This window comes from Piscibacillus salipiscarius (genome assembly GCF_042685285.1).
Classification (GTDB): Bacteria; Bacillota; Bacilli; order Bacillales; family Alkalibacillaceae; genus Piscibacillus; species Piscibacillus salipiscarius.
In genome coordinates this window covers 52341-73422 of the sequence record NZ_JBHUMZ010000011.1, presented here as the reverse complement: position 1 = coordinate 73422, position 21082 = coordinate 52341, and the positions used below count along the sequence as shown (strand labels likewise).

The following is a 21082-nucleotide window of genomic DNA, read 5'->3' as shown; positions in this document are numbered from 1 at the left end:
CCTCCAACAACTTTAGATATCTATACCTACATTATAACGCTTCGGCTAAGAAAATGGGCAAGAAAGTGTGAGATCATCCAACCAAATATCAACATTAACATCATTCCGGTTATAGAGAAAAAAACAAACCCTGTAACACCACTTAGTACCATTGCACTAGGCAGAATAAATCTCATCAAAATCACTCTTGATAAGTTTGTTAAATTGACTTGCTGCCATCTAAACAATTCTAGGAATGGATCTGTGATAATCTGGTTCCAAAATGATTTTAATAACTGCCCTAAAAAATAAATAAGAGCAAAATATATAATTAACTTGTACCATCCCGGAAATAAAACTATAAGAATTACCCCTCCTAAAGTGAGTTGTACATATAGTAGGATCCAATTTCTCCTTCTTAACATAGTTTTTATAATGAGTTCTTGATAACCTATTTCCGGTGTATAACCTGTGAATAATTTTTGAGACTTCCTAAAAATCCAAGGTTTTTTTGACGAACGAGCTTTTGACTGAACCATCCAGTCTGGTGCTCCAATGTGGGCGCTTTGCATTAGAATCAGCTGTAAAACTTTATTTCTCAGTTCTCTATCTAGTTCAATTTCACGTTCAAAATGTTTGCTTTTCTTGAAAACTTTTCTTATCACCAAGATTAAGATCCCAATTGCTAACCCATATGCAGCCCAATATGAAAAGCCGTTTAAGACAAACCAGAAATAGCCATAAGATAAAGAAACCAATAGAGCTATGCTTAGCCGAAACGACCATTTAGATAATTGCACATTTAACACACGCTTGATTAGGCTAACGGACAATGACCAGATATAGATTAAAAAACTTAACGACCAGAACTCATTCATCCCTAAATTTAAATACTGCATTATAATTGGCGAAAGAACAGCCATCAACAAACTTACTTTAATAAGCATTTTAAATGTTATAAAGAGCATTTTAAACTGGTTCAGTGACTTAATAAGATTCGTTTTTTGCCACAAATACAAAAGGTCCGCATGATGTAAAAAAGCATAATGAGAACCCGCAAGTATAACTAAAATAATAATCAATATAAGAGTATCAACCGTTACATAATTCGGCCACCCTGGAATTTGGAGCCATAAATCAGCGTAAAAGCTTGCTCCCATAAGAGCAAAAGGTATGAATACATAAATCCAAACTGTCCAATCAATCGTTAACCTCTTTATTCGTTTGTAAAACCTAAAGTGCTGACTCAGCTTGTTTCTAAATAGTTGTAAACCCTTCATTTTACTGTACGCTCCATAAGTACTTCAAATGAATCTAATAAAGTGGCATGTCTAGTCCCTGCAGCATTTAAGATGTCTTCGAGTGTACCTTGTATAATCACTTCTCCGTTCATCATCAATACGAACCTGTCACAAATTCTTTCTGCCGTATCTAACATGTGAGTTGACATTAATACTGCAGCCCCTTCTTGCCGTTCTTGATCTAATAAACGTAAAAAATCTTTCATCGCTTTCGGGTCAAGGCCAATAAACGGTTCATCGATGATGTATAAAGAAGGTTTCGTTAAAAACGCTAAGACAATCATCAGTTTCTGCTGCATACCTTTAGAGAATGATGTCGGATATTGATGTACGACATTTTTTAATCTAAAGATATTAAGCAGTGGTTTAACACGGCGATTCATTTCTTCCTCAGATAACTCGCAAATCGAAGCAGTAAATTGTATGTGTTCCCACAACGTCAATTCGTCATAGTACACGGGCTGTTCTGGTATGTATGCATATGTATCATTAAATTGTACTTGGCCTTCTACAAATCCAATGGTACCTAACAAGGCTTTAATGGTCGTGCTTTTTCCAGCGCCGTTCGGACCAATCAGACCAACAAGTTCACCTTGATTTATTTGAAAATGTACTTGGCGGATCACCGGTTCTCCTTGATCATAACCCGCTTTATGTATATCAACCTTTACCATGCACTCACCTCTTTCTATCCAACTTTATAGTGATGTTTGTCACGCCGAATTTGTTTAAGGAACTCATCAGCTTCTCGTCTAGTTCTAATAATCACAACGGTTTTAGTTGGATAGTTTCTTAGATGTTTATAGACACCAGGTTGTTTGGACTTCCTAAAATCCCACACGTATTTTATAAACTCCCAACTAAACCGCTCAGTCCCAGCATTGAGGTCAGGCCGTCTTTGTCCCCGGTACTGAATCATACGTTTAAAGATCCGGTACATACAGACTCTTCTTGGTAAATCAAAGAAAACAACGAAATCCGCTCTCTCTAGTCTAAGGTCGATTGTTCCGTTATAATTTCCATCAATAATCCATTTATCTTGCTTAATCAGTTCTTTCGTTATTTCGATCTGTTTTTCTCGCGAAGCCATCACCCACCCTGGACTCCAGAAGAGATTATCTAAATGATACAAATCTAGTTTTAAAATTTCCGCAAGTTCTCTCGACATAGTTGATTTACCAGACCCAGGTGACCCGATTAACATAACACGTTTCACTTCTTCTTCCCCCACTCTTAAGGTCTTTGACCCCAAGGCTCTAATTGTCCAACAATATAAGTCGACTGGCCTGATTTTATCGCTTCAATAACCCCGTCTGAAATTTCACTATTCGTCAGCCACCTAGATTGGTTATGATCTACTTTAAAACCAAGTTTAACTTGATGGTAATAACAATGTTTAGGGATTTCCAGCGTCTCTCTCATTTCGTTTAGATCCGAGCTGCTTCCTAATACATGATAAAGGTGGCAGTTCGTTTCCTGTTCTTGTATAGATTCTAGTAACGTTTCCATTGGGTTTTCTGGGACGCGATGAATCCAAGCAATGATGAGATCCCAATCAAACGTTTGTTTGATATTTTGTTTAAACTCTACTAGATGACGGTAATCAACATACAGCGGATGAAGTTTCCCTTCACGACTCATTAGCTTGGCCATCTTACGCTTTGACCTTCCTACTACATAAATTTCATAGCCTTGTTCGACTAACCAATGACTTACACCCGCTAACATGCCGGAGCCACCAACGACTAATGCTCTCTTCATCCCATCACTCCCTGTCAGAATATTATATCATTTTATTCCAGTATTTACTAAAACAAAACCGCAGCCTTAACTGCGGTTGATAGTTATTGTTCAACTTCACTCAAATCAAATGAAATAACTCGGTTAGTGTTTGGATTATAAACGACAGACCCTCTTACTTTGATGGTCTCACGTGGTGATACCAATGTATAAAGGTACGCCTCTCGAGTTCTATTTGAGGATACTTCCTCACTTCCTTCAAAGTTATAATTGGTAACTTGATACCCAGGATAGCCAACTTGAACAAGCTCTATTAGGTATTTTCCGAACTTCTCTTCTTCTAGTTCAGGTGAAGGGATAATTTCAACATTTAACACTCCAACATCAGGATCAACCCCTAATGCTTCAAATGCTCTCTTATGAAGGTTGATTCTATTTGGCGGATTATTTGGAACAGAATCCACTACCTCAACGATTACCTCTCGAGTATTTTGAGGGTTTCTTACTTTTAAACTTTGACCACACTGAAAACCAGATCTCGGGCTAACAGCAACTGTTTGATATTCATTATCAGACCAGGGTATATTACACTGCGTGACTTGTCCTCCCTCTGTCCAAGTCGCTTGACCTTGTATAACTTGCTGGCGTCCATCAAAGAATGGGAGCATTGGTTGTGGCTGATACATGTGTCGATTAAACGGGTACATATGTCTCCTCCTTTTGAGTATAGTTTTTATAACATATGCCTACATAAGGTTGACCCGTTACAATGTCACAGTGAATTCATTTTATATTAGAAGGTTTCATGATATAATATTGACTGAAAATTATATCAAACAAGCAGGGGGACAATAGATTGGGTAAACGTATATTTTACTTTTTATTAACGAACATTCTAGTCATGGCCACAATAGTTATTGTTTGGTCCGTTTTAACCTCATTTTTTGACTTAGGTAATATCGGCGGAATCAATGGAGTCGGCGGTATTAATTTTGTATCTTTAGGTGTCTTTAGTATTGTGGTAGGTTTCGCTGGCGCTTTCATTTCATTAGCTATGTCACGCTGGATGGCTAAGAAAATGATGGGTGTTCGCGTTATAGATCCTGGAAAATCAATGTCAGCTCAAGAAAAAGAACTCGTTGACCGTGTGCATCGTCTATCTCGTGCAGCAGGTCTTATGCACATGCCAGAAGTTGGGATTTACCGTTCACGTGAAGTGAATGCTTTTGCAACAGGCCCTTCTAAGAAGCGCTCACTCGTTGCGGTTTCTTCAGGATTACTAGAATCAATGGATGATGATGCTGTAGAGGGCGTCTTAGCTCACGAAGTGGCTCACGTAGCTAATGGTGATATGGTCACCATGACATTACTACAAGGCGTTGTGAACACATTCGTAGTATTCCTATCACGCGTAGTAGCAAGCATTGTATCAAGTTTTGTTAGAGAAGAAATGAAGTTTGTTGTACATTTTGCAGCCATCATCATTTTCCAAATTCTATTTTCAATTTTAGGATCGATGGTTGTCTTCGCTTATTCACGTTATCGTGAGTATCACGCAGACCGTGGTGGTGCAGATCTAGCGGGTAAAGATAAGATGATTCATGCGCTTGAAGCACTAAAACAGCAGGTTAACCGAGTACGCGATCCTCACCACGATGACAATGCTGTACAAACATTAAAAATTAACAACAAAACAAAAATGAATCTATTCTCTTCACACCCTGATTTAGATGATCGTATCGCTAGGTTACAAGCAAAATAAATCAAAAGCAGAAAAAGGCACCTACTCAAAAAAGTGGGTGCCTTTTTAATATCTAATACTTAAGCTTCCTTGCCTTTGCCCATTTGAATATGCTGCTTTACATATAGATTAATCTTATGACCCGTATAAAAAAATCCAGCAACAATTAATCCACCGAATATCCAGCCGGACAATTTAAGATAAATTAACATTTGACCATAACCATCTACACCATATGCTTGTAACAACCAAGATTTAAAGTAACTTTGAAAAATACCACGAATGACAAACAATGCCGTCAAGAGTTGGTATAATTTAAAAATTTCTTTTTTCTTAAACAGATTTAAACTATTTTTTCGCTCATAGCCTTGTAAATAAGCAAAATCAACTGCTAAATACAATGCTAATGGTTTCTTAATAAGCATAGAAAAAAGGAACACTCCCGCAAAAGCATATCCAAGATAGACTTGATTCCAAAGCATTGCCTTAGCATCTGGAGATAAAATATCCACCATAGTTGAGATCAATAAAGTAGTTATTACAAACATTCCAGTAATATTAATTTGCCTTTGCTCAATGAATCGATAGACAGTGTAAAGAAAACCTGGAAAAGTAGATAATAAAATAGCGTAATAGTCTCCCATTAGATCTCTACCATAATTCCATATAATTAACGGGATTACCAGATAAAATAGAATGTCATAGCCTGCGTGCTTTTTCATAACCTAAGACCTTCTCTCCATTAAATTGATGCCCACCCCGATACATAAGACTCCGATGAAAACTAAAATAGCAAGAGAATCATATATATTCGATATTTCTTGACCGAACATCGTTACGGATTGAAGGGCCTCCATGGCATAAGCGATAGGGTCTATTTTTGCGATAGCTAAAATAAAGCGATTACTTACAATTTCAAGTGGCCAAAATGCACCACCAATCATTGCCATACTTACTGACACAATCGGTATGACTGCGTTTAATTGTTGATAATTTTTAACCAAACCAAGTACTAACATAGATAACGCTACGATCGCAAAGACAAAGCAAGCAACCGTCAATAATACCGCTTGCATTTGATCTCCCACTTCAAACCCAAATAAATACTTAAACAAAAGTATGACTGAGACAATCTGAACAAAACCTAACAAATAAGAAAAACTCATATAGCCTAAATACACTTGCCACTTTTTAATAGGTGACAAAATGATACGATTCATTGTACCTGTTTGCTTCTCAAGGGCGATTTTACCTAAGCTAAACATGATGGTATATAAAGAGAAGAACAGAGTCATTCCAAATAATGTTTGCAGTTGCTGATTATAACCACTAGAATCCTCTTCACCCTCAATGACTCTATTGACTGTTAAAGTCGGTTCAGTCAAAGATTCGTTTACCTGTTCTACAAAAGCTTTAGGATCCTCAACCTGTATTGCCGCTTCACTCAGTAAATTTTTACTAGACATGTATTGATAAAATACTTGATCAAGAGAGTACATTTGGTTATTCTCTGCCATCATTAAAATACGGTAATCGTCTTTCATGAGCCTCACTGCGTAGTTATATTCACCGAGAGCCACTCCTTCTAAAGCTAATTCTTCATCTTTTTGGACAAATTTAAAGGTATCCGTCGATTCATTTAATTCATCGATCCAATGCTCTTTATTTTCGATGTCACCTTGAAAAAACACCGGTACAGTTATTTGCCCTGTTGCATTAAACCCACCCATGACCATAACAAATACGATCGTCATTAATATCATTGATCCAGTGAGAAGTGGTTCTCTTTTTAGCCGTTGCCATTGTAGTTTAAAAATTGCTCTCACCTAAACCACCCTCTTTCTTGGATAAATCACAATACTTATAATTGTTATCACTAAAGACATAACTAGAATTTTGATCAATGGTGTTGCAATGTATTCGAATCCTAACCCCTGGGACCATTGTAAATAAGCAGTTAATGCAAGACCGTTTGGCGTCCAATTACCTAATGAGTTTATTATGTCAGGAAGTTGCGTTTTTGGTACGAAACTTCCACCTAAAAAGGCAAATACACTTACGCCAGCACCTGCGAAAAAACCCGCAACAGATAAACTGTTTGCTCTCATTACAATGGACGTCAATAAGACTGCAATTGCCCCGATGCTAATTGCAAAAACAAAAGTAATCAATCCAATTCCTAATGCATCCACGATCGATATAAATTTAAAAGATTGATATACAAACACTGATATCATAATTAATATAGAAAGCTGAATTATGACTAGAATAGCACTCGATAACCCTTTTCCAGATAAGTACAGTATAGGACTTCTACCTGCTAATATAATTCGGCTAAACGTATGTCTAGTATTTTCATTAAAAGCTTTTGTTGCGATCGTTGACGCGATATAAAGTGCAAACATTACGGCCATCGCAAACGTATAATACTTTAGCGCAGACATGGCAGGACGTTCGGTTACATTCTCTCTTCCGCCAATTTGTCTTGAACTAGTTTGATAATCTACCGTCACTCCATTTTCTGCTGCTACTTTTTCGACTGCAGAAGTCAAATTAAGCTGGGAGACAATTAGATCAACCACATCTTGAAAAACAGTACTTGTAAAAACATTGTGATCTCCCGATTTAATGACTAATTCTGGACCTGACCCTTGATCAAGCAAAAGTTTATTTAACGTTTTATACGTAAAATCCTTTGGAATTGTTAGAATAGCAACGACTTCTTCATCACGAAGAGCTTCCTCTGCTTCTTCTATATTCAGATGACTAATCTGGTAAATATCAGTTCCTTTTATTGCTTCTTCAATAATGGAAGTAGGGTTAAATGTTTGAGCCGCTTCAGACAATTCTTTAATTGCTGGTGATGGTAATCCTTCTAACCCTTTAATAAAACGTTCAGAACCTTCTTCAACTTGATCTTCTTGAACGATTGCTATTCTAGCTTCAATCGCATCCGTACTTCCACCCATAACACTTCCTAATGCGAAGCCTAAAATGGCAGTCAAAATTAAGGGCATTAAGAGTAGAACTGCCAATTCTGTACGATCTCGCATCAAGACGAGGATGTCTTTTTTTAAGAAATTCCACATAGCGTTCTCCCCTTAGTCCCTTAAATTTCGTCCAGTTAAATGTAAAAATACATCCTCTAACGTTGGCACCTGAACATTAATACTACTAATTTGAGTTTCTAGTTGTTCAGCTATTTGAAAAATAGTTCCAAGCATTCGCGATCCCTTAGGAACAATTAATTTAATTGCTTTTTCTCTTTCAATCACTTGAAGGATTCCTTCGACACTCTTAAGTTGTTCAACTAATTCAGGTTCATCTCGATCAAGTTCAATAAGGATCGCTTCTTCACTTGATAAAATACTTGTCAGCTCATCTTTAGTTCCCGTAGCAATGACTTTCCCGTAATCCATGATGTAAATACGATCACACAGCTTCTCGACTTCCTCCATGTAATGACTTGTATATAGTACCGTCATTCCCTTTTCCTCATTCAACTTCCGTACCATCTCAAGAATATAATGACGCGATTGTGGATCAATACCGACTGTGGGTTCATCCATCATAATAATTTCCGGTTCATGAAGCAGAGCGACGGCTATATTAATACGCCTCTTCATCCCACCTGAATAGGTTTTCACTAGCTCTTTCTGCCGTTCTTTTAACCCCACGATTTCCAGTACTTCATCAATCTTTTGATCAAGCTGTTTACCTTTAATACCGTAGATCTTTCCGAAAAACTTCAAGTTTTCACGTGCGGTTAACTCTTCATATAGAGCGATTTCTTGAGGAACCACACCTAACACATTACGAATTAACGAGGGGTTCTTAATGACACTCTCTCCATGCCACTTCACCTCACCTGCTGTTGGTTTAAGTAAAGTTGATATCATTGATATAGTTGTTGATTTACCAGCTCCATTAGGTCCAAGTAGACCAACTGACTCCCCTTTATCTAAATATAGATTGACATCATCTGCGGCAATATTACGTTTATATACTTTTCTCAAATCCACCGTTTCTAACATGTTCCACTCTCCCTATCATTCAACTTACCTTTAATGTATAAAAAAGAAGACAGTGTAAACACTGCCTCTAGTCACAAATCATCGTGACTTAAGTCACTTTATTAAACGATGTCATTTTTTATCGCAAAAATAGCCAATTGAGTCCGATCTCGAAGATACAATTTATCTAACAAAACACTTATATTATTTTTAACGGTCCCTACTGATAAAGCAAGTTCGTCAGCAATTTCTTTATTGTTTTTACCTTCACCAATACGTTTTAAAATATCTGTCTCTCTTGGTGTTAACTCGTGCTGTAATTTGGGTTTAGCTTCTTTGTGATCAAATAATCTAGGGACGACTTTAGCTGCTACTTCACCTTGTATTTGAAGTCCACCACTCAGACAACTTTTAATAGACCTTATCAATGATTCTGCATCTGCATCTTTTAACATGTAGCCATGCGCACCAATTCTTAAAGCTTCTAAAGCATATTCATCATCATTAAATGTTGTAAGCATTAACACTTTCATGTCAGGCCATCGTTCACGAATGATTTTTGCCGCTTCAAGCCCATCCATAACGGGCATTCTAATATCAAGTAGGGCCAAATCAAACCATTGTTTCTCACAAAGCTCTATAACCTCTTTTCCATTACGAGCTTCACCTGTGACTTGAAGGTTTCCGTCCGTTTCAATCATCATTTTTAATCCTTGAACGACAAGTGACTGATCCTCAGCAATGACTATTCGTGCCATTTCACTCACTCCCTTTTTCCTTCAATGGTATCGTACCACGTAATAGAAAACGATTTTGGTAGATTCGCACGTCTAACTCTCCACCTAAGCTTGAAAGTCGCTCACGCATCGACTTAAGTCCAAACCCTTCTTGAAAATCTTCGTGTTCTTTAACCGGGTTACTTACCTCAAATCTAAACACACTCTCACCTGGCGACTCGAATAGAATTGACACTTCCCTTTGTGCGCTATGTTTCATCACATTCGTTAATGCCTCCTGGATCGCACGGTAGACGACGACAGCTTGATCCACTGTTAAATCAGAGCTAAATGCTTTATGTTTTGCTGAAAAGTGAATTCGTATATAATTCTCAGCCTCTAGCTTTCTTATAAGCCTAACAATTGCCGTTAATCCACCGACATCTTCATGATCCATCGCCTTTACAGCACTTCTCGTCTCTTCTAAGCTATCTTTTGCGAGCATTTTAAGTTCGTTAATTTTTGTTTTGGTATCACCGACTGACTCCATGCGCGTAACCTCTAATTGCATAAGTAAATTAGTTAACTTATGTCCAACTCGATCATGGATCTCACGGCCAATTTGCGTACGTTCTTCCTGTCTGGCTAATTTTTCATCTGTTGCTGACTTAAGTTTTATTTTTCGATATTCGTGCAAAAGCGCTTGGTACCTGGAGTCCGCATCATTCAATTGAGTAAGTTTTTGATAACTACTAAACGAAACAACCAGTGCAAAAACGGCATAAATGATCGAAAAAGTAACCGAAATTGGCGATAAAAGAATGATGTTAACCGCTATTAAACTTCCAGCTATATAAACTGCCCATCCTTCCAAACGATAGACTGTCTCTCCTAATAGATATGTAAACGTTAAGATTTGTAGTGCACTCACCTCTTGCCAGAATACAAGTGTCGTAATGACTGAGGCTGTTACAATTCCCGTTATAGTTATATACTTATGATATTTTAGTGCAGGTAGTAAAAAAATAACGGCAAAGAAACAAGCACTCCCAAAGTATTGGAAGGCTCTAATTTGAGATAAATCCCCTAAGCTGAAGCCCCAAACGACTAATAGAATTCCAATCCAAATCCATAATAAATGTTTTTCCATCTGATCACCTTACCATTTTAATACATCTATCATACCATTTTTAATTTAAAAACCTATTAGATTTTTAAACTAAAAAACTACCCGAACAAGTCGGGTAGTTAAGTTAAATATCTACCAAATCCAAAGAGCTATTAGTGTCGAAACGATTAAGCCCAACATAACGGGAATAAAGTTTTTCCTAGCAAGTTCTAGTGCAGATACACCACAGAAGCCCGCGACAGCAACTAGTGATGACCAAGCAACAATCGTACCGCCACCTGTCCAGATGGATCCCATTTGACCAATTGCTGCTAAGGTGGATGGCTCGAGTCCGCCATTAGCCAGTGCACCAGATAAAGCGCCTGTTAATGGAAGTCCTGAGAACCCAGACCCATCAAGACCTGTGATGATTCCTATGATGAGGATTCCAAACGCCGTTAAGAACGCACTTTCAGGAATGGCATTTTGCCCTGCTTGAACTAAATCAAACAAGAATGCTGGTGGATCAGCTTCTCCCATACTTAAAATACTTCCTGCAAAGTCACTACTTCCTAGAAAGAAGAAACCTGCAATCGGAATGACGGGCCCCATTGCTTTAAAAGCAAATACAAATCCACTAACAATATGCTCGCTGACTCGGTCTAATGCTTTGACCTTACCATAAGCCATGGTTGCAAAAGCGAGTAAAATGACAGCAACTCCTCCAATTAAAGCTGCACCATCTCCACCTTCAAAGCCCCCAGATCTTCCTCCTTCAAACTTGGTGTATACCATAAAAATCATAACACCAAGCATAGCTAAAGGTACCAACACTGCGAAAAACTTTTGCCATTTTTCGCTTGTCGGCGCAACATCTGCTTCTTCTTGACCAGGTAAATTTTTTACATTTTCAAGATTTATTGGGTCGTTTGGTTTGCGTATTTGTTTTCGCATGGTCAGATAAACAAATGTAATGGCTACAATACCTGTTATAAGAGATAGAATTAATGCTTTATCAGCAACCACAGCTGTTTCAACTCCTGCAGCAGTAGCACTTAGCATTGGCGCGACTTGAATGACATAGTCAGAAGCTAGTGCCATTCCTTGCCCTGCAAGCGCCATGACCATGGCCGCTCCCATTATTGGCATTCCTACCCTTACAGCTGCAGGAATCAGTAAAGCTCCAATTAACGGAACTGCAGGTGTTGGCCAGAAAAACAATGAAATAACAAACGTGCTACCTACTAACACCAAGAAAGCAACGTGTCCATTTGTCATAATTCGCTGAACCGGCGCAATCATTTGTTGATCGGCTCCAAGATCCTTTAAAGAATGTAATAACGCAACCATAAATGTAATGATTAAGAAGATACTGAAAAGCTCTTTTGCAGCCGTTAAGTTCGCATTAAAGACAGCGGTAAATCCCGTCACTAAGCTACCTTTATAAACCCAAGCGACGAGAAATGTTCCAAGAAGCGTCGGGAGCACAACGCCTTTCCTGAACACCATTGTCAAGATGACGACTAATGTAACGAACGCATATAACCAATGCGCTAAAGTTAGTTCCATATTGATGTCCCCCTTTTGGAGCATCATATGTACAAATGCCTATATTGGTGCGAGTACATAATAGGGAGGTGCCTAGCAAAATTCCTAATTTATCTACCCCATTTCGTGAATTATCCACCCCACTTTGATATATATCTACCCCGAAATTTGTCGACGGAGTACAAATCGCCCTTTTATCAACCCCAAAATTTAGTTTATCTACCATTGAATAAAAAAATCCAACCGCCACTCGTGCGGTTGGATTTTCAAATTTAAACAGATACGGTTTCTTTTTTATAAGCTTCTGCCATTTCAATCAAACGTTTGATTAAATTTTGCGTTGTTTCTAAATCTTTACCTTCAAGGTTAAAACGACCATCTTTCATTTTGTCACCAGCAAAACTACACATTAAGCGCGGTTGTCCTGGTACATCGACATCCATGTGGCTTAATACCTCTCGTAAATGCAGCTGAGCTTTTAACGTACCACCTTGTCCAGGTGCGGCTCCCATTACTCCTGCTACTTTACCTTTAATAGAACTTTGCCCTGCTGGTCGTGACAGCCAGTCAATCCCATTTTTTAACACCCCTGGAATCGAACCATTATATTCAGGTGTTGAGAATAATAGAATATCAGCTGACTCTACTTTTTCCTTAAATGCTTTTACACTCTCCGGCACAGGCTTTTCCTGATCCTGGTTAAATAAAGGAACATCTGAGTAGTCCACATATTCATACTCAACATGACTTGGCACCTGTTCTGATACAAAATCTAGCAACTTTTTATTAATGGATTCGTGTCTATGACTACCACTAATACCTACAATCTTTAAACTCATTTAATTCACTCCTGCCTACAAAATACTAGATTCAATCGTAATCAATTGACCTCATGAAAAGCAAGTTTTTTGCTTCCGCCCTATTTAATTTTGCATGCGATTATATGTTTGAAAACTAGTTTTCGAATTTTAACTTTTCGTTATGTTTTTTAGCTTTTTTTGCTTAAATTGCCGAGAAAATTGAATTTTCTAATGAGGTTAATAAAATTTTTCTCTCTAAAAGTAAGATGACAAGTAGTCGATTTCACTCTATCTTAAGTTTTATGAAGAGGGGGATAGATATGGAAGGTTTGTTACAAAAGCAGACAAAAGACTTTAGTGAGATCTTAGCTGAATATGAAAGTATGATTTACCATTTAATTCATAAATTGAACATCCAAGACAGAGACGGTGAGTTTTATCAACAAGGACTTATTGCTTTATGGGAATCTTATCAAAAGTTTTATGGCCGCGACTCATTCCCAAAAATTACATACATCACGATCCGAAGCAGACTCATTGACTTAATACGTAAAAAAAGCCGCTTAATTGAACATGAAACGATCAGTGAATTCTTCCAAGAAGAAGCTGTAAATGATTCCAACATTGAAAACTTCGATCCATTATTTTGGGATATGGTAAAAAACGCATTAACAGAAAAGCAATGGGTTTATGTGCAAAAGCGTATTATTCAAGGAAGAGGCATTAAGGAAATCGCATACGAAGAAGGCACGACAACAGATGCGGTTAAAGGCTGGGGAAAAGAAGTGAAACGTAAACTCAAACCAGTTCTAAAGCCGTATTTAATATAAATGACGACCGATGTCAGATCGGTCGTTTTTTATTGGTCTGAAGTCAAAATCCGACTTGAGGTGGATGCGAATTCAACCTTAAATACGTTTTGCCAAGGCCTAGACCCGGGTAAACTATAAGTGAACAAAGAAAAAAAGGAGGCCAAAGATTATGTATTTATTTGACACGCAGTTACACAGCGTCATGTACAAAGAGCGTTATCGACGATATGAAAAGCAACAAGAGCAAGCTCGTAAAGCTAAACACCGACGTTAACCCCCATTATTTTCTTAAAGAGAGGAGTTAAGATGTGATTTCTATTGTCGATAGCATAACGTGAAAGTCCCTTCAACCACTAATTAGAGTTGAAGGGACTTTTTTAAGTGTGCATGTTTTCAAAGTACCTCAGAATGGCAGAGTGATCTTCTTGACCATAGCCTTCATTTGATAAAGTCCTAAGTGCGTCCTGCATCAATTGACTTAATGGTAATGAAACACCTAATTCTTCTGCCGTTTCCATCACATTGTTTAGATCTTTTAAGTGTAAATCAATTTTAAACCCTGGCTTAAAGTCACGCTCAATCATCATCGGACCTTTAGCATCCAACACGGTGCTACCAGCAAGTCCACCGCGAATCGCCTGATGAATCAGCTCTAAATCAACTCCCATGTTTTTCGCTAACACAAATGCCTCTGACACAGCCGAAATATTTAATGCCACGATAATCTGATTAGCTAACTTCGCTGAATTCCCTGCTCCAACATCTCCAACGCGAACGACTGACCCTGCCATAGATTCTAAAATGGGTTTACATTTCTCGAACGTTTCTTCATTACCTCCAACCATAACTGACACTGTACCTTCGATGGCTTTAGGTTCTCCACCACTAACTGGAGCATCTAAGAAGCCAACCCCTCGCTCTTTTAGAACCTCCGCTATCTCTTGACTTGCTATTGGGGCAATAGAACTCATATCAATGACAGTCGCCCCTTGCTTAAGTTTATCTTTAATCTCATCAATGACCGCTTTTACTTCTGGTGAATTAGGCACCATCGTAATAACTACATCTGAAGTTGACGCCAATTCTTTATATGTATTTAATACCGTTGCACCAGCTTGTTTCAGCTCCTGATTCGTTTCGTTTTTAGAACTTGAAACAACAATGTCATAGCCAGTTTTAATCAAGTTCTTACACATAGGTTTCCCCATTATTCCTAGACCAATAAAACCGATTTTCATGACGATCTCTCCCTTAATCAAAGTTGTATTCTGACACTAAGTCCCATTCGTGTATCTCGTACTCACGTGCACCTACATGAATATATGGGTCCTGCTCAGCCATGTCTATTGCTTCATCTAAACTATTAGCTCTATAGATGATTAATCCTCCTGCTCCATCTGTAAACCTGCCATTCATTAAGACCTTCTTCTCTTGCCTCATGGTTTCAAGAAAATCTAAGTGTTGCGGGCGATATTTCCGGCTCTTCTCCTCATCCTTCATAGTTAAAAAACAAGCAAAATATTTCATATAAAATCCCCCTTCCTTTAAGGTATATCAATTATATCCCATGCCGAAATGATACCCAATAATGACTCGTCGGGTTTTCCGTGGTGGGTTATTAATACGGCATCAATCCGATCCTCTTTATTTACTTGGTCCTTAAAAATATCTTCTGCTTCATAAATGGATAAATCTCTAGAAACAAACTTATAATTTTCTGTTCCTTCTTCATAGTTCAAAATATCTTCTAGTGTTGTCTCATTACGCGACAAGAGATCCTCATCCACCGTCTCTGCTAACCAGTTTGTAATGCCATTGGCAGTCAGTAGTCCTTTAAATTCTTTCCCATCATAAACTGGAAACTGAGAATAATGAGTATCTTTAATTATATTCAGGACATCGGCAAGCGAGTCTGTGACAATAAAAGATTTAACTTCTTGGGAAAAGGTCGGTATAACTTTTTTTGGTTCAGTTAGCTCGTTTAAGATCTTTTCGATTTTTTCTACAGTCGAATCGTGAGGCTCCGCGATGACATATTCAGGGTCTGTTCGTTCGTGAACAATCGCATTTCGCAATACCGCAAATTCCAATAAATCTTCCTTGAAACGATTCACAATACGATTGTTTTTACCTACTTGATGAACCGCTTTAGAAAAACCAACATGCTGACCATTCTGATTCATTTCATTACTTAAAAACTTCTCAATCTGATTAAACGCAATGAGATAACGTTCAGAGTTCTTCATAATGTCTCTCCAATCTAAACCATACTCTTTCTATTTTTCTCTATTTTACTAAATTCATTAAAAAGCGCTAAAATCCTTTCTAAAGTTAGAAGGAAAAAAGACACACTATATGGAAATAAGTGTTAACACAGTTAAGAGACGTTTTAGTATAAATGCACTACTTGTCAAAGACGTTAAAAGGCATTTTAAAGAATATAAAATGAACAAAGAAAGAAGGCGTCAAGCTAATGGCAAATTACTTCTTTACAGGCTTTCCAGGTTTTATCGCAAACAACCTTATTAGACAGCTTATTGAAGATCAACAACCTGAGTCAATTTTTGTTTTAGTATTACCTGAAATGATGGATCGAGCTGAAGAAGAAATTAACAACATAATTGATGAAAAGCAGATTAGTCCTAATTTAATTCATGTGGTACCTGGTGATATTACCAAACCTAATTTGGATATGGATATTACTTATCAAGAGCTTTTCATCAACAACATTCATTATGTATTTCATCTTGCTGCCATTTACGCTTTAGCTGTTCCAAAGTCAATTGCTTTTAACGTAAACGTAAGAGGAACTCAACAGGTAAACGAGTGGGTCAAAACACTTAACCATCTTAAGCGTTACGTCTATTTCAGCACGGCTTATGTCTCTGGAAAACGTACTGGAAAAATACTTGAAACTGAACTCGACTGCAGACAAGAATTTAAAAACCATTATGAGCAAACAAAATTTGAAGCTGAAGTTTTGGTTGATCAATTAAAAGTTAATATACCAACGACGATTATTAGACCCGGAGTTGTCTGCGGGCATTCTAAAACTGGAGAAACCATTAAATTTGACGGTCCTTACTTTATGCTTAATTTAATGGATGCTCTTAAAACATTCCCCATACCTTATATCGGTAAAAGTGATGCTTATGGTAATTTTGTCCCAGTTGACTATATTTTTGAATCCACTATCTATTTAGCTCACGCAACCAAAGGTGAAGGGAAAACCTATCACCTCGCAGACCCGAACCCATACCGCATGAGAGAGGTTTACTCAATGTTAATGCAGGAATTCCTCGGGAAAATGCCTAAGTGGACAACACCTTTAACTTTAGCAAGATTAAGTTTATCTTTAAGCGTTACAAGAAAATGGTTACGAGTTGAAAAAGAATCTCTTGATTACTCTCGCTTATTAGCTGAGCATGATTGTTCTCAGGCCGTTCAAGATTTAAAGGGGTCTGGTATTAGTTGTCCAGATTTTAAAGAAGTCGTCCCTGCAATCGTTCAATTTTATCGCGAACACAAAAACCATCCACAATATCAGATCAAGATAGATTAATTCTAATGTCGAATGATGCACTTATACACAGAGAAAGAAAGACTTTTTTGCATTTTTATGACAAAATCAACAAACATACACACAAATTGTTAATAAACCTGTGTATAGATGGGGACAAATCCACATAATCTGGGGATAGTTTTAATAAACTTGAGGATAAAACTATTTTTCACAAACAATTGTTCTTAGCTTCTGTGGATAATTAAGGTTTAGTTTTAATTTTATTGTGGAAGATGTGAATAATCTGTTTATAACTTAACAAAGAAATTTATTTAGTTATGTGCACTTGGATGACAATCCAGGTGTCTTTTTATGTCAAAATAACTTACTAAACATTAGTCTGAGTTCAAAATCAGCCTCCAGCAGGAGCTAATTTCAATCTTGATACTGTTAAGAAAAATTCGAATACACCGTACACTAATATTAAGAATTAAGTACTGGAGGAAAACGATATGAACGATCTTTACAATGCTTATAAATATAGAGTTATAGAAATAAGAGATGAATGTATTGAACAGCAGAAGCATTATAGACCTATTAAAAAACAAAGGCAACAAAATACCCGCAGCAATTGGTTCAAAAAACGCCTAAGAAAATTAGCATAAACGAAAGAGTATTGGCCTCCCCCGATACTCTTTCTGAACAAATTGTGAACAAAAGCGGTTACATTTATAAAATCAGACTTAAGGCTGAGACTAATTAGTTGCCTTAGCATTTATCGAGTAATATAATGACTGTTGGCTTTAAGGAAATATTAGCCATAGGAGGGATTTTAATGTTTGATATTAACTCAACTACAACACGTATTAAAGACTTACGTGATCAATACATCCGTGAACAAAAATACAACAAGAAACAAAAATAAGTAACTTTTCATACAATGCAATTAATTATTTGAAACCCACGAAAGATGGAAGGATACACCTTCCCTTTCGTTTAATATAAATTTTCTTAATATTACAATAAATATACACAATTCACCGCCTTCTATATGGAGGCTTTTTTTATGCATAATTTTCTTTTTAAACCTAAGTCATGTAACCGTTCACAAATTTGTTTTTTTAAGTATTAAAATGTTTTTGCAATTTTGAATAACCTGTGTTAAATTCTTTTAGGACGTTTAATTATCTAAAATATTATTAAAAATTTCAGATATTTCTAACTTTGGAGGTTTCTTTATGGCAGCACGAACTTCATCCATCATTGCAATTGGATTTATGTTATTCGCATTATTTTTTGGAGCAGGGAACTTAATTTTTCCACCTATGCTAGGTCAAATGGCTGGACAGAACTTACTTCCAGCTAATATAGGTTTTGTCATTACTGGGGTCGGCCTTCCTGTATTAGCTATTTTAGCACTAGCCTTCTCAGGTAAAGACAACTTGCAATCTCTTGCTAGCCGAGTTCACCCAATTTACGGGATTACGTTTGCTAGCTTACTTTATTTAACGATTGGGCCCTTATTTGCCATTCCGAGAACGAGTACTGTGGCATACGAGATTGGAATAAATCCTTTTATGGACGGACAAGCTGAAACGATTCCTTTAATGGTTTTTTCGATCGTATTTTTTGCTGTCACCCTATATTTCTCACTTCAATCTCAGAAGCTAGTTGATATCATAGGTAAGCTTTTATCACCATTTTTATTAGTCTTAATATCTATTTTAGTCATTACAGCGATTGTTAACCCAATTGGTATGATACAACCACCAGTTGAAAGTTTTACTCAAAACAGCTTCTTTAAAGGTTTCCAAGAAGGTTATCTGACCATGGATGTCTTAGCTGGATTTGTATTCGGGATTATAGTCATTAACCTCCTTAAGGAAAGTGGCTCAACTAGTAAACGAAGTATTATGTCTAATGGTTTAAAAGTAGCTCTTATTGCAGCCGTATTACTTGGGATTATTTATTCATCATTAGCATACCTGGGCGCAACGAGTGTTGAAGGCATTGGATATTTAGATAATGGTGGAGCGATCCTAGCTAGTTCTTTTGACTATTACTTTGGAACATTTGGCTCGGTATTACTTGCCTTTATCGTAACAGCTGCCTGTTTAACAACAAGTATCGGATTGATTACGGCATGTGCGTCATACTTTAATCAAATCATGCCAACGTTTTCTTATAAGCAGTGGGCGATTGTATTTACAGTTGTCAGCACTGTATTAGCTAACTTTGGTCTAAATAATATTATAGAATTCTCAGTACCTGTACTATCATTCTTATATCCATTAGCTATTTGTTTAATGGTTCTAACATTCTTACACCCACTTTTTAAAGGGCGTACAGCGGTTTATCAGTTTAGTATTTTATTTACGTTTATCGTTAGCTTAGTTGAACAACTAAATTTATTAGGTGCACCTGTTAATGGCATTCATGAATGGTTCTCAGCAATACTACCTTGGTACACGGTGGGATTAGGCTGGATTGTCCCGGCCATCGTTGGTGGAATAATAGGCTATTTAATTAGCACATTTAAACATGAACCGAAAGTTTCAGTTTAGAAATAAAGGGCATTGAGTTACGACTCAATGCCCTTTTTATGACCTAAAATTAGTTCACTTTTCGCAGAATAACTGATTGAAACTCTAGATCTCTTCCAATCACTTCTTTCGAGATTATATTGAAATACTCAATCTCAAATATTGTTGATAGAATTTCCCTAAGCTCGTTTGCCTCGAAGAAAGAAAAGAATCGTTTTGGTCTATAAAAATCCTCTTCCCATATCCCTTCATGATTATAGCCACCGTACACTCCCATATAAAAAAGAGCCCCGGGGTTCATCACACGTTTAATTTCTAATAAGACGTCTCTTAATTCCTGTTTTGGAACATGTAATAAACAGTTTAATGCCCATACAGCATCGAATTGTTCATTGGCAAATTGTAGGTTGGAGAAGTTCATCACTTCTGCTTCCAAACCTTTGTTTCGGCAGATTTTAACCATCTCTGGTGACAAGTCTGTACTAAAAGTAGCCAACCCTTGCTGATTAAAGAACTGACTATCTTTACCTGGCCCTGCACCAATTTCTAGTAAATTAGTAACCTTTTCATCACTTAAATATTTCATAAAATTTTCTCGTTCTCTAACCTTCCACTCTTGTATTTGATTCGAGTCTCGTTCACTTGCTTTCTGATTATAGGACTCTAGCAATTGCTGAATATAATTTACACTCACGGTCTCACCCACCCTTATGTTTTTTTCATTATTACCTCTTTAGGTCCTTCATCCCAATGAGTTTGAATTTCAAATGTTCCAGGTTCAAAAAATAAATCAAAACGTCTTCTTATATCATCTTGCATAGGTAGGTGTTTAGCATCGTTAATTTTCACCCAATTGAGTTCGCCTTCTGGTGGATTTTCTATAAGTTCACCTTCAAAGTGATCTGTCCAATAATTAAACATGATATAGCGCGCTTGACCTTTGGGGTTTACAAACTCTGATATCCCTTTAAACGTTAGATTATGTACACTAAGACCTGTCTCTTCTTTCACTTCTCTAATTGCTCCATCTACGAAACTTTCAGGGAACTCAACAAGGCCACCTTGTGGAATAAACCCTTTAAAATCATCATGCTTACGGTCTAATAACAAAACATATTCACCTTTTTGAATCATGACAACCGTCCAAAATTTATATCTAATTTCATTCATCTAACTCCCCCAAACAAGTTTCGAACTCACTAATAATCTAACCTTTCATTATTTATTAATTGTATTTTACCATAATTTTGAACCTAAAAATAAAACGCCCCAACAAAAT

General features: G+C 37.1%; 23 protein-coding genes. 5 read left to right on the top strand and 18 right to left on the bottom strand.

Annotated features, from left to right (window positions below; all coding sequences use genetic code 11):
- Positions 1-26: 26 nt before the first annotated feature.
- The 5 genes from ACFSW4_RS03145 to ACFSW4_RS03125 all read right to left on the bottom strand — a co-directional run bounded on the left by ACFSW4_RS03145 (position 27) and on the right by ACFSW4_RS03125 (position 3727).
- On the bottom strand, positions 27-1259 hold the full coding sequence (locus ACFSW4_RS03145) for an ABC transporter permease (protein WP_377327388.1): 1233 nt from the start codon (positions 1257-1259) through the stop codon (positions 27-29).
- Positions 1256-1954, bottom strand: coding sequence for an ABC transporter ATP-binding protein (locus tag ACFSW4_RS03140; RefSeq protein WP_377327386.1), 699 nt, complete (start codon positions 1952-1954; stop codon positions 1256-1258). Before ACFSW4_RS03140 ends, ACFSW4_RS03145 begins: the two co-directional genes overlap by 4 nt.
- A 14-nt stretch (positions 1955-1968) precedes the next feature.
- A complete protein-coding gene (locus ACFSW4_RS03135; protein ID WP_279401319.1) occupies positions 1969-2496 on the bottom strand; it encodes a DNA topology modulation protein in 528 nt (175 codons plus the stop codon).
- A 17-nt stretch (positions 2497-2513) separates the two neighbouring features.
- Positions 2514-3041 carry a hypothetical protein gene (locus ACFSW4_RS03130; protein ID WP_054752132.1) on the bottom strand — a complete coding sequence of 176 codons (528 nt, stop codon included), beginning with the start codon at positions 3039-3041 and terminating at the stop codon, positions 2514-2516.
- Positions 3042-3124: 83 nt separating this feature from the next.
- Positions 3125-3727 carry a DUF3889 domain-containing protein gene (locus tag ACFSW4_RS03125; protein WP_054752134.1) on the bottom strand — a complete coding sequence of 201 codons (603 nt, stop codon included), beginning with the start codon at positions 3725-3727 and terminating at the stop codon, positions 3125-3127.
- 149 nt (positions 3728-3876) lie between these two features.
- Between ACFSW4_RS03125 and htpX the strand changes: the two genes are divergently transcribed.
- Positions 3877-4782: a protease HtpX gene (gene htpX, locus ACFSW4_RS03120; RefSeq protein WP_054752136.1), complete on the top strand. Its 906-nt coding sequence runs from the start codon at positions 3877-3879 to the stop codon at positions 4780-4782.
- A gap of 59 nt (positions 4783-4841) precedes the next feature.
- On the opposite strand, the gene ACFSW4_RS03115 is transcribed toward htpX, so the two are convergent.
- The 8 genes from ACFSW4_RS03115 to ACFSW4_RS03080 form a co-directional block, all read right to left on the bottom strand.
- Positions 4842-5483 (bottom strand): VC0807 family protein, encoded by a 642-nt coding sequence (locus ACFSW4_RS03115; RefSeq protein ID WP_377327383.1) that lies wholly within the window; start codon positions 5481-5483, stop codon positions 4842-4844.
- Between the two features lie 3 nt (positions 5484-5486).
- A complete protein-coding gene (locus ACFSW4_RS03110; protein WP_377327381.1) occupies positions 5487-6587 on the bottom strand; it encodes an ABC transporter permease in 1101 nt (366 codons plus the stop codon).
- Positions 6588-7850, bottom strand: a complete 1263-nt coding sequence (locus ACFSW4_RS03105) for an ABC transporter permease (RefSeq protein WP_377327379.1) — start codon at positions 7848-7850, stop codon at positions 6588-6590. It abuts the gene before it with no gap.
- A gap of 12 nt (positions 7851-7862) precedes the next feature.
- Entirely contained in the window at positions 7863-8795 is a 933-nt protein-coding gene (locus ACFSW4_RS03100) for an ABC transporter ATP-binding protein (protein WP_054752146.1), read from the bottom strand.
- A gap of 101 nt (positions 8796-8896) precedes the next feature.
- Positions 8897-9532, bottom strand: a complete 636-nt coding sequence (locus ACFSW4_RS03095) for a response regulator (protein ID WP_054752147.1) — start codon at positions 9530-9532, stop codon at positions 8897-8899.
- Position 9533: 1 nt separating this feature from the next.
- On the bottom strand, positions 9534-10640 hold the full coding sequence (locus ACFSW4_RS03090) for a sensor histidine kinase (RefSeq protein WP_377327377.1): 1107 nt from the start codon (positions 10638-10640) through the stop codon (positions 9534-9536).
- A 111-nt stretch (positions 10641-10751) separates the two neighbouring features.
- Positions 10752-12167 (bottom strand): hypothetical protein, encoded by a 1416-nt coding sequence (locus ACFSW4_RS03085; RefSeq protein ID WP_377327375.1) that lies wholly within the window; start codon positions 12165-12167, stop codon positions 10752-10754.
- 251 nt (positions 12168-12418) lie between these two features.
- Positions 12419-12985, bottom strand: a complete 567-nt coding sequence (locus tag ACFSW4_RS03080) for an NADPH-dependent FMN reductase (protein WP_054752150.1) — start codon at positions 12983-12985, stop codon at positions 12419-12421.
- Positions 12986-13266: 281 nt separating this feature from the next.
- Here ACFSW4_RS03080 and ACFSW4_RS03075 point away from each other — a divergent pair, with 281 nt between their 5' ends.
- Positions 13267-13776 (top strand): sigma-70 family RNA polymerase sigma factor, encoded by a 510-nt coding sequence (locus tag ACFSW4_RS03075; RefSeq protein ID WP_054752151.1) that lies wholly within the window; start codon positions 13267-13269, stop codon positions 13774-13776.
- Between the two features lie 359 nt (positions 13777-14135).
- On the opposite strand, the gene garR is transcribed toward ACFSW4_RS03075, so the two are convergent.
- From garR to ACFSW4_RS03060, 3 genes are read right to left on the bottom strand one after another with little or no spacing between them, the layout of a single operon-like run.
- Entirely contained in the window at positions 14136-14996 is an 861-nt protein-coding gene (garR, locus tag ACFSW4_RS03070; RefSeq protein ID WP_054752153.1) for a 2-hydroxy-3-oxopropionate reductase, read from the bottom strand.
- 13 nt (positions 14997-15009) lie between these two features.
- Positions 15010-15285 (bottom strand): YciI family protein, encoded by a 276-nt coding sequence (locus ACFSW4_RS03065; protein ID WP_054752155.1) that lies wholly within the window; start codon positions 15283-15285, stop codon positions 15010-15012.
- A 17-nt stretch (positions 15286-15302) separates the two neighbouring features.
- The gene (locus ACFSW4_RS03060) at positions 15303-16004 is read right to left on the bottom strand and encodes a CBS domain-containing protein (RefSeq protein ID WP_377327372.1); all 702 of its coding nucleotides are present in this window, start codon (positions 16002-16004) and stop codon (positions 15303-15305) included.
- 227 nt (positions 16005-16231) lie between these two features.
- Here ACFSW4_RS03060 and ACFSW4_RS03055 point away from each other — a divergent pair, with 227 nt between their 5' ends.
- The 3 genes from ACFSW4_RS03055 to brnQ all read left to right on the top strand — a co-directional run bounded on the left by ACFSW4_RS03055 (position 16232) and on the right by brnQ (position 19824).
- Positions 16232-17320: an SDR family oxidoreductase gene (locus ACFSW4_RS03055; protein WP_377327370.1), complete on the top strand. Its 1089-nt coding sequence runs from the start codon at positions 16232-16234 to the stop codon at positions 17318-17320.
- A gap of 452 nt (positions 17321-17772) precedes the next feature.
- Positions 17773-17925: a hypothetical protein gene (locus tag ACFSW4_RS03050; protein WP_279401321.1), complete on the top strand. Its 153-nt coding sequence runs from the start codon at positions 17773-17775 to the stop codon at positions 17923-17925.
- Positions 17926-18498: 573 nt separating this feature from the next.
- Complete coding sequence (gene brnQ / locus ACFSW4_RS03045) at positions 18499-19824, top strand: branched-chain amino acid transport system II carrier protein (protein ID WP_054752160.1); 1326 nt, start codon at positions 18499-18501, stop codon at positions 19822-19824.
- A gap of 49 nt (positions 19825-19873) precedes the next feature.
- On the opposite strand, the gene ACFSW4_RS03040 is transcribed toward brnQ, so the two are convergent.
- Positions 19874-20497, bottom strand: coding sequence for a class I SAM-dependent methyltransferase (locus tag ACFSW4_RS03040; RefSeq protein WP_054752270.1), 624 nt, complete (start codon positions 20495-20497; stop codon positions 19874-19876).
- Between the two features lie 14 nt (positions 20498-20511).
- On the bottom strand, positions 20512-20973 hold the full coding sequence (locus ACFSW4_RS03035; protein WP_377327367.1) for an 8-oxo-dGTP diphosphatase: 462 nt from the start codon (positions 20971-20973) through the stop codon (positions 20512-20514).
- Positions 20974-21082 lie beyond the last annotated feature (109 nt).

Excerpts from the sequence above, each read along its gene's own strand:
- ACFSW4_RS03060 (WP_377327372.1), bottom strand. The coding sequence starts at position 16,004 with ATGAAGAACTCTGAACGTTATCTCATTGCGTTTAATCAGATTGAGAAG.
- ACFSW4_RS03100 (WP_054752146.1), bottom strand. The coding sequence starts at position 8,795 with ATGTTAGAAACGGTGGATTTGAGAAAAGTATATAAACGTAATATTGCC.
- ACFSW4_RS03140 (WP_377327386.1), bottom strand. The coding sequence starts at position 1,954 with ATGGTAAAGGTTGATATACATAAAGCGGGTTATGATCAAGGAGAACCG.
- ACFSW4_RS03055 (WP_377327370.1), top strand. The coding sequence starts at position 16,232 with ATGGCAAATTACTTCTTTACAGGCTTTCCAGGTTTTATCGCAAACAAC.
- ACFSW4_RS03115 (WP_377327383.1), bottom strand. The coding sequence starts at position 5,483 with ATGAAAAAGCACGCAGGCTATGACATTCTATTTTATCTGGTAATCCCG.
- ACFSW4_RS03065 (WP_054752155.1), bottom strand. The coding sequence starts at position 15,285 with ATGAAATATTTTGCTTGTTTTTTAACTATGAAGGATGAGGAGAAGAGC.
- ACFSW4_RS03095 (WP_054752147.1), bottom strand. The coding sequence starts at position 9,532 with ATGGCACGAATAGTCATTGCTGAGGATCAGTCACTTGTCGTTCAAGGA.
- ACFSW4_RS03105 (WP_377327379.1), bottom strand. The coding sequence starts at position 7,850 with ATGTGGAATTTCTTAAAAAAAGACATCCTCGTCTTGATGCGAGATCGT.
- ACFSW4_RS03130 (WP_054752132.1), bottom strand. The coding sequence starts at position 3,041 with ATGAAGAGAGCATTAGTCGTTGGTGGCTCCGGCATGTTAGCGGGTGTA.
- ACFSW4_RS03080 (WP_054752150.1), bottom strand. The coding sequence starts at position 12,985 with ATGAGTTTAAAGATTGTAGGTATTAGTGGTAGTCATAGACACGAATCC.
- brnQ (WP_054752160.1), top strand. The coding sequence starts at position 18,499 with ATGGCAGCACGAACTTCATCCATCATTGCAATTGGATTTATGTTATTC.
- ACFSW4_RS03075 (WP_054752151.1), top strand. The coding sequence starts at position 13,267 with ATGGAAGGTTTGTTACAAAAGCAGACAAAAGACTTTAGTGAGATCTTA.
- ACFSW4_RS03085 (WP_377327375.1), bottom strand. The coding sequence starts at position 12,167 with ATGGAACTAACTTTAGCGCATTGGTTATATGCGTTCGTTACATTAGTC.
- garR (WP_054752153.1), bottom strand. The coding sequence starts at position 14,996 with ATGAAAATCGGTTTTATTGGTCTAGGAATAATGGGGAAACCTATGTGT.
- ACFSW4_RS03050 (WP_279401321.1), top strand. The coding sequence starts at position 17,773 with ATGAACGATCTTTACAATGCTTATAAATATAGAGTTATAGAAATAAGA.
- ACFSW4_RS03145 (WP_377327388.1), bottom strand. The coding sequence starts at position 1,259 with ATGAAGGGTTTACAACTATTTAGAAACAAGCTGAGTCAGCACTTTAGG.
- ACFSW4_RS03125 (WP_054752134.1), bottom strand. The coding sequence starts at position 3,727 with ATGTACCCGTTTAATCGACACATGTATCAGCCACAACCAATGCTCCCA.
- ACFSW4_RS03035 (WP_377327367.1), bottom strand. The coding sequence starts at position 20,973 with ATGAATGAAATTAGATATAAATTTTGGACGGTTGTCATGATTCAAAAA.
- ACFSW4_RS03090 (WP_377327377.1), bottom strand. The coding sequence starts at position 10,640 with ATGGAAAAACATTTATTATGGATTTGGATTGGAATTCTATTAGTCGTT.